This window comes from Streptomyces sp. NPDC058086 (genome assembly GCF_042885015.1).
In the GTDB taxonomy this organism is placed as follows: domain Bacteria; phylum Actinomycetota; class Actinomycetes; order Streptomycetales; family Streptomycetaceae; genus Streptomyces.
The window spans coordinates 22,610-33,640 of record NZ_JBHVST010000113.1 but is presented as its reverse complement, the minus strand read 5'-3'; the positions used below and the strand labels follow the sequence as shown (position 1 = coordinate 33,640).

The following is an 11,031-nucleotide window of genomic DNA, read 5'->3' as shown; positions in this document are numbered from 1 at the left end:
CGGGACCGCACGTGTGCGGTCCCGGCCCGGATGACAGCTCGCTTCGCTGTGGGCCCGGCGGCGGTCAGGACTTGCCGCGGCCGGTGATGAAATCGCGGGCCCGGTCCACCAGGCCGGCGCCCGGAGCGAGGAGCTTGTTCGCGGGCGGGGTGTTCGGAGCGGCGGGGTGCGGGCGCGTCGGGGCCAAAGACTTGGCCCGGCGGATCTTGTCCCCGAGGTCGTTCAGGGCCTCGGGAGAGCAAGCCTGCCGCAGCATCGGGAAGAGGTTGCGCTCCTCGTCCTCGACGTGGGCGGCAACCTCGTCCATGAGCTGCTGCAGCAGCGGGCTCATCTTGGGGTCCTCGGTGTCCGTCTTCTCCAACTGCTTGAGGAGCTTCTCGACCCGGCCGTGGTCCGCGATCTCCTTGTCCGCGATCCGGTCGCCGCCCTCGATGTGCTTGCGCACCGCCGGGTACAGGTATTCCTCCTCGGCGATCGAGTGCCGCACCAGTTCGATGGTGACCTCGTCCACGAGATCACGGAGCTCCTGCCCCCCGCCCGTCATCCGCTGGATCGCGGCGAACATCTCCTCGACCTCCCGGTGGTCGGTCATCAGCTCCGCAAGCGCGTCTCCGCCATGCACCATCGTCTGTCCGCCTCTCGCTGGTCATGCCTGGGCCGGGACGGTCCCGCCCAGCTGTCAGTGGTTCCCGATCCGACTGGACCCGGCGCCCCCTCACGTGAGATCCACCCGGTCGTGCGCCTCCGTCATTCCGGACGGACGGGGAAACCAGCCGGCGACCAAGCCGCCCCGGTCATGGCGGCAGCTGCTGTCGCCTGCTAGGACACACCCGAATGGCGGGGGGACGGGTCCAGCGGTCCCCGAGTGTCCGTATGACGGCGGTCAGTCCTCGCCCCTTACGACGTTCCAATCGTCCCTGTGCCGCAACCGTCCCGGATCGTTGTCGAGCGTCGCGCGCATACAGGTGCGTATGCCCCGCCCGCACAGACGGCGCGCCCTCGCCCAGCCCGTTTCGGGGCGGCTAACAGCGGTCGGGGTGCTGACTTCCGCAGTCACGGCGGATCATCTTCCTTCCGAGTCCAGCCTGTTGAGGTCCGGTTCGTCCTTCACTGCCCCCGTTCTCCTTCTCGTCCCGAGTGTCCAACGGGCCCAGTGCGAAACCTGGTGCAGCCCCGCCGAGTGCGCCACGGGTCAGGGCGTGGGCCCGTCCTGTGGCCGTCGCGCCACTCCGCCAGGAGGACGGTCGGCTCGTCGTCAAGATGGCCCGCATGGTGTTCGACGGCTGTGTGCATCCGGCGCAGGGGCGCGCGGAGCGTCTGATGGCCTGAGTGGTGGCGGACGATGAAGTCGACGAAGCGGTCCCGGCCGGACTAGCGGCCCTCCGCGTCCCCGGCCCGGTCGGCGAAGACGCTGGAGTCCAGGCATCCGAGGAGGTCGGCGGGATCCCAGTAGACGGCGTGGGCACCGGCCGCCTCCAGCTCTGCGCGCGGGATCCCGCCGGACAGAACCGCCACCGGGACCACTCCGTCGCGTACGGCGGCTTCCATGTCCCAGACAGTGTCGCCAACGAACACGGCTCTTTCGCTGGGTACGCCGGCCAGTTCCCTGGCCTGCTGGACGGGTTCGGGGGCGAGTTTGCCGTCGGTGACGTCGTCCGCGCCGGTAGCCCCGAGGATGACGTCGTCCGCTTCGATGGCACTCCGCAGCGCGGAGAGTTCCGCACCGCTCGCCGAGGTCGCCAGAACGATCTTCCAGCCCCGCCCGGCCAGTGCGCGCAGCAGGTCACCCGCGTCGTCCAGCGGCGGCAACCGCTCGAAGTACGTGGCGTAGAGGGCATGGTGGGCCGCGGCGAGCTGCTTGTCCTCGTCGGGGTCGCGGTCGTCTCCGAGCAGGTGGTCGAGCAGGTCGCCACCGCTGAGGCCCACGGCCCGGTGGATCTCCCGCATGGGGACATGGTGTCCCGCCTGCCGGAACGCCTCCCACCAGGTCACGACATGCAGGTGGTTGGTGTCGACGAGCGTTCCGTCGACGTCGAAGATCGCAGCACGTTTCGTGGTCATCGCACGCTCACAGTTCGCGGAGGGCTGGCAGCAGCTTCTGCTCGGCCCACTCCAGGTACGGCTCCTGGTGCTCCCCGCCGATCTGTACGAGGGCGACCTCGGTGAACCCGGCGTCGGCAAAGGGGCGCACGGCTTCGACGACGGCGTCCACGTCGTCGCCGCAGGGAATGGGCTCGGCCACGTCGTCGGGCCGTACGAACTGAGTGGCGCCCGCGAACGCGGCGGGTCCGGGCAGCTCGGAGTTGACCGGCCAGCCGCCGCCGAACCAGCGGAACTGGTCGTGGGCGCGGGCGATCGCCGCGTCGCGGTCGGTGTCGTAGCAGACGGGCAGCTGGCCGACCCTGGGCTTGCCCGCGCCGCCGTACCGGTCGAACACGGCGACCAGTTCCGGCCTGGGTTCGGTAACGATCACCAAGTCGGCGAGGTGACCAGCGAGTTCGCAGGAGCGGTCGCCCGAGACTGCGACACCGATCGGTGGGGACGCGTCGGGCAGATCCCACAACCTGGCGTTCTCCACGTCGAAGTGGGCAGCGTGGTGGTTGACGTTCTCCCCCGCGAAGAGCGAGCGGATGATCTCCACCGCCTCCTCCAGCATCTCCAGCCGGACGTGCGCGGCGGGCCAACCCCGGCCCACTACATGCTCGTTGAGGTTCTCCCCGGAGCCGAGGCCCAGGCGGAACCGCCCCTGGGACAGGAGTTGCACGGTAGCGGCCTTCTGGGCCACGACGGCCGGGTGGTAGCGGGTCGTCGGGCAGGTCACGTACGTCATCAGCGGGATGCGTTCGGTGGCCTGCGCGGCGGCGCCGAGCACGCTCCACGCGTAGGAGGCGTGTCCCTGCGACTCCAGCCAGGGGAAGTAACGGTCGGATATGACGGAGAAGTCGAAACCGGCCCGCTCGGCGCCCACCACATGGCCGACCAGCTCCCGCGGGCCGGTCTGCTCGGTCATCATCGTGTAGCCGATCTGCACCATGCCACTCATCTCCTCGTGGGTCACCTACGCGAATACGGTCCTCCGGCTCGTCATCGCTTCGTTCCGAGCCTCAGGTCGACTTCCTTCTCCTGATCGCCCGACGCCGTGCCCCGCTCCCGCACGGCGAACGCGGCACTCAGGGCTTCACGGAGCTGGTCCACGGCGACGTAGCCGCCCTGGAGGGTGGCGCTGACCGAGCCCTTCAGTGGGATCGGACCGGTGGGGATCCGCTCCTGTGTCGGCTCGAACTCCGCGGTCCACACGGCCGGGTGGTCAGCCGGCTGCTCCCGGGGCACATCGGAGGAGGGACTGTCGGTCGGGAACGCCGTCCGCAGGACGCCGAAGACCGCGGCAGCGTCCTTCCTGGACGCTCCGGCGAGGGACACGGTGGCCATCGTGGTCACTCTCCTTGGGCAAGCTTTTCGCAGGGTCACAGATTCAGCAGTGATGGTGGGCAGCCCGGGCTGCTGCGGGGGCGAGAACCATGGCTCGGCTTCATCGCGACTCCCCACTGTTCCCGGCGGCTTCCTGGCAGGGCTCCTCTCGTGACCGTCCTCGCTTCCTCGGGCAGGGTGGGTGTGAGACGCGGTTACCCCTGCGGTCGACGATGATGCCGACGGCCGAGTCGCCTGACGAGGCGCACGCTCGCTATGGACTTCGTCCATCGACGTCCTGATGAGCAACGCCGCCGACGTCACCCAACTACCGCTCGACGCATGGACCGAGGAGGCGTTCGACAGGCTCGTCGCGACCAATCTCAAGTCGCCGTTCTTCCTGATCAGGGACCTGCTGCCGCTCTTCTCGCAGCAGTCCTCGGTCATCCTCGTCGGTTCGGTCTCCGCCTACATTGGACACGAGAACGCGACGGTCTACGGCGCGGCCAAGGCGGGCCTGCTCTCCTACAGGCGGGGCCTGACCTACGAGCTGAAGGACCGGGGCATCCGCGTCAACGGACTGAGCCCGGGTCCGACCGTCACCAACGCGTTCGCCCCCCTCGGCCCCGAACGCCAGGCCGCCCTCTATGAGGAACTCCGGCAGACCGTACCCCTCCACCGACTGGGAACCGCCACGGAGTTGGCGAAGGCGGCCGTGTACCTCGCCTCGGATGAGTCCGCTTACACCGCGGGCACGGCGCTGCGGGTTGATGGGGGGATCGGGGAGCTGGCGTATTAAGTCGGGTAGCCGGGTCACGGCAACGTGACCCGGCTACCCGACTAAGCAGCTGGAACAGCCCCGCTCGTCAGCGGCGACGGCCTCCTCGGCTACGCCAAAGGTGCACCGTACGACCGGGTGATCGCTACCTGCGGCGTGCGCCCCGTTCCTGCGGCCTGGATCGAGCAGACCCGACCCGGTGGCCTGACCCCTGACGACCATGGGTGGCTGGCTCAGCTCGTCGGAACTCGCACGCCTGACGGTCCACGACGACGGCACAACAACCGGGCCACTTCTGAGCGGTCAAGTCAGCTTTAGGCTCGCGCACCCGCCCCGGCCGCCGTTCCAGGCCGGGGCTTCGTCGTGTCACGAGACAGCCACACCGCGTACGCGCGGGCCCCTCACGGCGCATGATGCCCACTCAGCAACAGCCACGGAACTCTGCGAGTGCCGATAATTCATCCGTGTAGGTCGCGGCCTTGATCGCTGAATCTGTGGCTGCCCCGGGAATCCGCGTACCCCAGGCCGGGACTTCGTCGTGCTCAGGCGGCGCGTGACGCTCTAGTGACACGAAACGCGACATCACGCCAGAACGCTTACCCGACGTCCGATCTCTTGAGGCCGGAACCAAGTACCGTGATCGATCTCGACCCCTTCACCGCCTTGCTCGACTATCCGATGTAGGTCGTGACCGCCGAAGCTCACGGGGAAAAGGCTGGCCGCCTGGTTGGATTCGCCTCGCAGTGCTCGATTCGGCCCGCCCGGTTCATGATCTGGCTGTCCAAGGCCAACCGGACATACCGGGTGGCCGAGCACGCCGAACGACTCGCCGTCCTTCTTCTCCGCCGCGACCAGGACCGACTGGCCCAGCTCTTCGCGGCCAGACCGGCGACCGCACCGACAAGTTCACCGACGCCCCGTGGCACCCAGGACCGGGCGAATCGGTGATCCTCGACGAGGCCCCCGCCTGGTTCGTCGGTCGCGTGGAGAACCGGATCGACGGCGGCGACCACGTCGGTTTCCTTCTCGCTCCGGAGGCGGCAGATAACTCGCAGGCAACCGCACCCCTGTGCTGACGTTGAACGACACCCATGACATCACCCCGGGCCACCCGGCGAACTGACCCATCAGTACGAGTGTGAAGCCCCTCCTAGGACCTGTCCGGCCGATCACGATCGTGGGCAGTGAGGCATGATGCGCTGGTGAGCATCGTCGTCAAGTTCTTCGTGGCGTCGGACGACACGTCAGCGGCTTCGGCACTTCAGACCGGACCAGGACGGGCATTCGAGTCGCTCTCTCTCGGCAACTTCGATCCGAAGAGGCAGTGGTCGAGTGGGAATGCCTTCTTGTCGGCGGCAGCTTCGAGGAATTCGTCGAAGCTGGTGAGCCTCGCATCGTCGCCGGACAGGATGATGACGGATGCGTCATCTTCGCGGTCTCGCCTCGCCTGTCCGTCGCACTCGCCGGCGCCGAGCGCCCAAGTTGCGTGACGCCGCTGCGTCGTGGGCCGCGCAGCGCGGGCAGGACGGCGAGGTCATCGACACGGATATCGCCGACGCGATCGTGGGTGATCTGGCTGTTCTCGTCAGCAGTGCCCGGCGCAGGAGTCACGGTGTCTACTGCTGGGCTGCGTAGCTTCATGTGCGGAGCCAGATTGCGACACTCGCCGCGATGGCGGTGCCGAGGAAGACGTAGCCGCGCTTGTCGTAGCGAGTGGCGATCGCCCGGAACCGTTTCAAACGGTTGATCGCCCGCTCGACGATGTTGCGCTTCTTGTAGCGGTCCTCGTCGAAGCCGGGTGGCCGTCCACCGCGCGAGCCTTTGCGTAGACGGGCGGCCTGACTGTCCGTCTTCTCCGGGATCGTGTGCCGGATACCCCGTCGCCGCAGATACTTGCGGACGGGACCGTTGCTGTATGCCTTCTCCGCCGCGAGACTGTCCGGTTTCGAGCGCGGCCTTCCCGGGCCGGACCTGGGGGCGCGGATCTTCTCCAGCACGGCGATGAACTGGGTGCAGTCCGCACGCTGACCTGGGGTGACGATCAGAGACAGCGGGCGGCAGCGGCCGTCCGCACTCAGGTGGAGCTTGCTGGTGAACCCGCCGCGTGAACGGCCCAGGCCCTCGCCTCCAGCACTACCTCCACCAGGCGGCCGACGAGGCTCTGCCACGGTGTCTCGTCCTGGTGTTCCACGTCTTCGGCCCCCTTTGCGGCGGGTGCCGGTGGCGGATCGATGCGGGCGCCGGCCGCGTGCTGATGCGCGCGGACGATGGTGGGGTCCACGGAGATGTCCCAGTCGATCTCACCCGCCGCATCGGCCGCCGCCTGGACCTGTCGGAGCAGAACTTCCCAAGTGCCGTCGCCCGACCACAGCCGGTGGCGTTCATAGACGGTCTCCCACGGGCCGAACCGTTCGGGCAGGTCACGCCACTGCACTCCGGTCCGCACCCTGTGCAGGATCCCGTTGATCACCTGCCGGTGATCCCGCCACCGGCCACAACGCCTGCTGCTGACCGGCAGGAACGGCCGTAGCCGTTCCCACTCGGCGTCCGTCAGATCGCCCCGCCCCATGCCCAGTTCAACGACTTGGGAACGGAGTAGTCACATGATCGGCCGGACATGTCCTAGTTGGTGCCCCTACGGTGGGCGCCTGCGCCGTATCACCGCTCCCAGACCCACCGCTACCGTTCCCCGTCGCAGCGGCCAACACGAGGACCTCCTCATCGGCTGGAGGCCCCGGAGAGCTTCACCGTTCTTCGCTGGACGCGCGGCTGCCCGGCGGCGAGGGCGGGTACTCCCTGAGCGACACGCTCAGGACTCCCGGCCCCGTCCTCGACACCGTCGTCGACCGCGAGGCCGTCAAACCCGATCTCCACGCGCTGGCGAAGCGTGACCAGGTCATGCGCGGCGCGGCCTGAGACCCCCCACCTCCTTGTGACCGGTTTCCTTTCTCTCTCCCAGGGCACTTCGGATGCCAGGTAATCGCGCGTCGTCACCTGGCGGAGGAACAGCGATGCTTGGATGACACGGCAAAAGAAACCATCCAAATGGGGCGAGTTGGTCTCGTCGGTGGAGGTGCCATGTGAACCGGCGGTGCCATGTGAACCGGCGTACGACGCTTCTCGGCGCGGGCGAGATCCTGGCATGGTGGGCCGCTCTCGCCCTGCTGTGGCTGGTCTTCATCAGTGCGGTGACCCCCATGGAACTCGTCGTAGGCACGTCCGCCGCGCTGGTCGCGGCGGTCGCGGCGTGGGGTGCGCGGCGGGCGGTGAGCAGGTGGTGAACGGCTGGACCCTCACCGCGACGGCCGCGCTCACCGTGGGGGTCGGGGCCACCGTCTGGGGCGTCGCCACGGGACCGCTGCGGCGCCGGGTCGTGGCACAGAACCTGTCCACCTCGCTGGCCTGCCCCACTCTGCTGCTTCTGGCCCAGGGCTACGACCGGCCGTCGTACGTCGATCTCGCTCTGCTCCTGGCCCTGTTGGGGCCGGTCGGCACCCTCGTCTTCGCCCGGCTGCTCGCCGAGGATCTGGCGAAAGATCCGCCGCGGGCATGGGGGCTCACCTACGCGGTCGCGGCTTTCGGTGGTGGCGTCGTGGTCACCGTGTGTGTGGCCACGGGTCCGGGCCGTGCGCTGGTGAAACTCCTGGTCGTCGGTGCCCTGTTGATCGGCGGGAACCTCACCGCGTCCCGTGCCCTGGCCGGTGGCTTCACCGGGAGCCGGCGTGGATGATCCGCTGATCGTCGTGGCGCTGCTGCTGGTCGCCGTGTCCGCGTCCGCCGCCGTGGCCACCCGTGATCCCTCGCGGCAGGCACTCGTGCTGGCGGTGCTCGGGACGGTTCTGGCCGTTCTGTTCACCGTGCTCCAGGCCCCGGACGTGGCGCTCTCCCAGCTTGCTGTGGGCTCGGCCCTGACTCCCCTGCTGCTGATGCTGTCCGTGCGCAAGGTCCGGCGGCCGCAGCGGCGGAAGGAGAAGGAACGGTGACCCGGCGGGTGCGGCTGATCGTTCTGGCCGTCGGCGGTACGGGCCTCGCGGCCCTGCTGGTCGCCGCCTGCTTCGGTCTGCCGGGCTTCGGCGGGGACCGGCACCCGTACGGGGACCGGGTGGTGCGGGCCTCCCTCGCCCGGCACACCGCGAACACGATCGCTTCCGTCAACTTCGACCAGCGCGCCTTCGACACCCTCGGCGAGATGAGCATCCTGTTCGCGTCCGTCCTCGGCACCGTCGTCCTGCTGCGCCAGACCCGCGACGAACACCGCGCCGAACCGGAGCCCGAGGAGGTCGCGCTCCCCGTACGCCGGTACGCGCTCGTCGTTTTGCCCGTCGCCGTCCTCACCGGCCTGTACGTGATCGCGCACGGCCAGCTCAGCCCGGGCGGCGGCTTCCAGGGCGGTGTCGTGGTGGCGACCGCCCTGCACCTGCTCTACCTGGGCGCCGACTACCGCGCACTGGAGCGCATCCGCCCGGTGGGCACCTACGAGGCCGGCGACGCTCTCGCGGCCTCCGCCTACCTCGTGCTGGGCCTCGCCGGCGCCGTCGCCGGCACCGCCGTCCTCGCCAACTTCCTTCCCTATGGCACGTTCAACACCCTGTCGTCGGGCGGCACCGTCCCGCTGCTGAACGCGGCCATCGGCATGGAGGTCGCCTGCGCGGTCGTCGTGCTGCTCGCCCGTTTCCTGGACCAGGCCGTGGAGATCGAGAAAGGAGACGGGAACTGATGTCGGTCCTGCCGTATCTCGTCGCCGCCTGGGTGTTCCTTGTCGGCTGCTACGGGCTGGCGACCAGCCGGAATCTCATCCACGCCGTGGGCTGTCTCGCGGTCTGCCAGTCCGCCACCTACGTCCTGTTGCTGGCCGTCGGCTATCGCGACGGCGGCACCGCGCCCGTCTTCTCCGACCTGAAGCCCGGCTCGCGCCCCGTGGTGGACCCGGTGGTCCAGGCCCTCGCCCTCACCGATGTGGTCGTGGGGGCGACGGTGACCGCCGTACTGCTCGCCCTGGTTCTGCAGATCTCCAAGCGCCATGGCACGGTCGACCCCGACGAACTCTCGGAGCTGCGCGGCTGATGCACCACCTGCTGCCGGTGCTCGTCGCCGTCCCCCTGCTCGGAGCCGCTCTCCTCGTCGCCGGCGGGCACCGCCTGCCCCGCGTCGTCGCCGAGACGGTGGGGTGCGCCTTCGCCGCGGGCACGGCCGGACTCGCGATCGTCCTCCTGCTCAACTCCTCGCCGCCCCTGACCGAATGGGTGGGCGGCTGGACCCCCGAGGGCGGCGAGAGCGTCGGGATCGTCCTCGTCGGGGACGGCCCCGGCCTCGGCATGGCCGCGCTCGCCTCGCTCCTGACCGTGGCGGCTCTGGCGTACTCCTGGCACTACTTCGACGAACCGCCCCGTCGCCACGCAGGCTCCTTCCCCGCCCTGATGCTGCTCTTCCAGGGCGGCATGTGCGGCTTCGCGATCGCGGGGGACCTGTTCGACGCCTTCGTGTTCTTCGAGTTGATGAGTGTCGTGGCGTACGCGTTGACCGGTCACCGCGTCGAGGAGGCGAAGGCCGTGCAGGGCGCGTTGTCCTTTGGTGTCATCAACTCCCTTGGTGCGTATGCCGTGTTGATGGGCATCGGCCTGTTGTACGCGCGTACCGGCGAACTCGCCATGGTGAAGATCGGCCAGGGTCTCGACCGGCACGGCGGCCCCGACGCCCTCACCCTCGCGGCCTTCGCGCTGGTCCTGACCGGCCTGCTGGTGAAGGCCGCGGCCGTGCCGTTCCACTTCTGGCTGCCGGACGCGCACGCGGTCGCCCCCACGCCCGTGTGCATGCTGCTGTCCGGCGTCATGGTCGAACTCGGCGCCTACGGCGTCTGGCGGATCTACCGGACGGTCTTCTCCGGCCCCGCTGGAATCCCGGCGTCCGACCTGGAGCGCGCCCTCGTCGTCCTCGGCGTACTGACCGGCGTGGTCGGCGCGGTCATGTGCTGGTACCAGCGGCACATCAAACGGCTGCTGGCGTACTCCACGGTCGCCCACATGGGGCTCTTCCTCATCGGGATCGGCAGCCTCAGTCCCGAGGCCGACGACGGGGTCGCGCTGTACATCCTGGGCCACGCAGGGGTGAAAGCCGCCCTGTTCGCCTGCACCGGCGTGCTCCTCGACCGGTACGGCTCGGTGGACGAACACGCCCTGCACGGGCGCGCCCGCAGGCTGCGCGGAGTCGCCGTACTGTACGTCGTCGGCGCGTTGAGCCTCGCCGGTCTGCCGCCCTTCGGCATCGGGCTCGGGAAGGCGGTGCTGGAGGAGTCGGTCGGCGGCCCGTTGACCGTGCTGTTCGTCGCCGTGTCGGCGGTGACCGCGGGCGCGGTGCTCCGGGTCGCCGCGCGGGTGTTCTTCGGCCTCGGCGTCCAGCCAGGCGACGAGTCGTCGTACGAGACCACCGGCATCGGAGAGGAACCGGAGACCCGGCACCGGCTGAGCCGGGTACCGGACACCATGACCGCGGTCCCCGCCGTGCTGCTCGTCGCGTCCCTCGCCGTGGGCGCGGTCCCTGGCTTCGCCGCCGCGGTCGGGCGCGCCGTGTCCGGCGGGGCCGCCCCCTCGCCGCACTGGACCCTTGCCGGACTACTCCTCGGCCTCACCTCGACCCTGCTGGCCCTCGGCCTGGCCACGCTCGCCGTGACCCGCCCGAAGCCGCTCGGCGAACCGTCATGGACGGCTCCGCTACGACGCCTGCAGTCCGGCCACATCGGCGACTACGTGGCGTGGATGCTGATGGGCACGACGCTGCTGGCGGCGCTGGCCCTGCCGGGCATCCTGAACGGCTGAGCGGACCAATGCAACAAAGGCGACGCCGACGCA

General features: G+C 69.4%; 14 protein-coding genes and 1 pseudogene. 9 read left to right on the top strand and 6 right to left on the bottom strand.

What is annotated here, in order from left to right; translation table 11 throughout:
* Positions 1–64: 64 nt before the first annotated feature.
* The 4 genes from ACFVWD_RS48135 to ACFVWD_RS48120 form a co-directional block, all read right to left on the bottom strand.
* A complete protein-coding gene (locus tag ACFVWD_RS48135; protein WP_389604716.1) occupies positions 65–625 on the bottom strand; it encodes a hemerythrin domain-containing protein in 561 nt (186 codons plus the stop codon).
* Between the two features lie 746 nt (positions 626–1,371).
* Complete coding sequence (locus ACFVWD_RS48130; protein WP_389604715.1) at positions 1,372–2,061, bottom strand: HAD family hydrolase; 690 nt, start codon at positions 2,059–2,061, stop codon at positions 1,372–1,374.
* 7 nt (positions 2,062–2,068) lie between these two features.
* Positions 2,069–3,034 (bottom strand): LLM class F420-dependent oxidoreductase, encoded by a 966-nt coding sequence (locus ACFVWD_RS48125; RefSeq protein ID WP_389604713.1) that lies wholly within the window; start codon positions 3,032–3,034, stop codon positions 2,069–2,071.
* A gap of 50 nt (positions 3,035–3,084) precedes the next feature.
* Positions 3,085–3,429, bottom strand: coding sequence for a hypothetical protein (locus tag ACFVWD_RS48120; RefSeq protein ID WP_389604711.1), 345 nt, complete (start codon positions 3,427–3,429; stop codon positions 3,085–3,087).
* Positions 3,430–3,697: 268 nt separating this feature from the next.
* Here ACFVWD_RS48120 and ACFVWD_RS48115 point away from each other — a divergent pair, with 268 nt between their 5' ends.
* The 3 genes and pseudogenes from ACFVWD_RS48115 to ACFVWD_RS48105 all read left to right on the top strand — a co-directional run bounded on the left by ACFVWD_RS48115 (position 3,698) and on the right by ACFVWD_RS48105 (position 5,309).
* Positions 3,698–4,207, top strand: a complete 510-nt coding sequence (locus ACFVWD_RS48115) for an SDR family oxidoreductase (protein WP_389604719.1) — start codon at positions 3,698–3,700, stop codon at positions 4,205–4,207.
* A gap of 117 nt (positions 4,208–4,324) precedes the next feature.
* A complete protein-coding gene (locus tag ACFVWD_RS48110) occupies positions 4,325–4,504 on the top strand; it encodes a hypothetical protein (RefSeq protein WP_389604710.1) in 180 nt (59 codons plus the stop codon).
* A gap of 369 nt (positions 4,505–4,873) precedes the next feature.
* Positions 4,874–5,309, top strand: a pseudogene (locus ACFVWD_RS48105) (flavin reductase family protein).
* Between the two features lie 514 nt (positions 5,310–5,823).
* Here ACFVWD_RS48105 and ACFVWD_RS48100 read toward each other — a convergent pair.
* Both ACFVWD_RS48100 and ACFVWD_RS48095 read right to left on the bottom strand, forming a co-directional pair.
* Positions 5,824–6,755, bottom strand: a protein-coding gene (locus tag ACFVWD_RS48100) for an IS5 family transposase (RefSeq protein ID WP_389604709.1) whose coding sequence is annotated in 2 segments (ribosomal slippage) — positions 5,824–6,420 and positions 6,423–6,755 — 930 coding nt in all. Because the reading frame shifts where the segments join, the coding sequence is not laid out codon by codon here.
* Positions 6,756–6,904: 149 nt separating this feature from the next.
* The gene (locus ACFVWD_RS48095; RefSeq protein ID WP_389604707.1) at positions 6,905–7,060 is read right to left on the bottom strand and encodes a hypothetical protein; all 156 of its coding nucleotides are present in this window, start codon (positions 7,058–7,060) and stop codon (positions 6,905–6,907) included.
* 206 nt (positions 7,061–7,266) lie between these two features.
* On the opposite strand from ACFVWD_RS48095, the gene ACFVWD_RS48090 reads away from it, so the two are divergent.
* The 6 genes from ACFVWD_RS48090 to ACFVWD_RS48065 are packed head-to-tail and all read left to right on the top strand — an operon-like array spanning position 7,267 to position 10,998.
* Positions 7,267–7,467: a hypothetical protein gene (locus tag ACFVWD_RS48090; protein ID WP_389604706.1), complete on the top strand. Its 201-nt coding sequence runs from the start codon at positions 7,267–7,269 to the stop codon at positions 7,465–7,467.
* The gene (locus ACFVWD_RS48085; RefSeq protein ID WP_389604704.1) at positions 7,464–7,916 is read left to right on the top strand and encodes a monovalent cation/H+ antiporter complex subunit F; all 453 of its coding nucleotides are present in this window, start codon (positions 7,464–7,466) and stop codon (positions 7,914–7,916) included. The genes ACFVWD_RS48090 and ACFVWD_RS48085 overlap by 4 nt, the downstream gene beginning before the upstream one ends.
* Complete coding sequence (locus ACFVWD_RS48080; RefSeq protein ID WP_121414595.1) at positions 7,909–8,169, top strand: DUF4040 domain-containing protein; 261 nt, start codon at positions 7,909–7,911, stop codon at positions 8,167–8,169. The genes ACFVWD_RS48085 and ACFVWD_RS48080 overlap by 8 nt, the downstream gene beginning before the upstream one ends.
* Positions 8,166–8,903, top strand: coding sequence for an MnhB domain-containing protein (locus tag ACFVWD_RS48075; RefSeq protein WP_389604702.1), 738 nt, complete (start codon positions 8,166–8,168; stop codon positions 8,901–8,903). Before ACFVWD_RS48080 ends, ACFVWD_RS48075 begins: the two co-directional genes overlap by 4 nt.
* Positions 8,903–9,250 (top strand): sodium:proton antiporter, encoded by a 348-nt coding sequence (locus ACFVWD_RS48070; RefSeq protein WP_054230503.1) that lies wholly within the window; start codon positions 8,903–8,905, stop codon positions 9,248–9,250. The genes ACFVWD_RS48075 and ACFVWD_RS48070 overlap by 1 nt, the downstream gene beginning before the upstream one ends.
* Complete coding sequence (locus tag ACFVWD_RS48065) at positions 9,250–10,998, top strand: complex I subunit 5 family protein (protein ID WP_389604701.1); 1,749 nt, start codon at positions 9,250–9,252, stop codon at positions 10,996–10,998. The genes ACFVWD_RS48070 and ACFVWD_RS48065 overlap by 1 nt, the downstream gene beginning before the upstream one ends.
* Positions 10,999–11,031 lie beyond the last annotated feature (33 nt).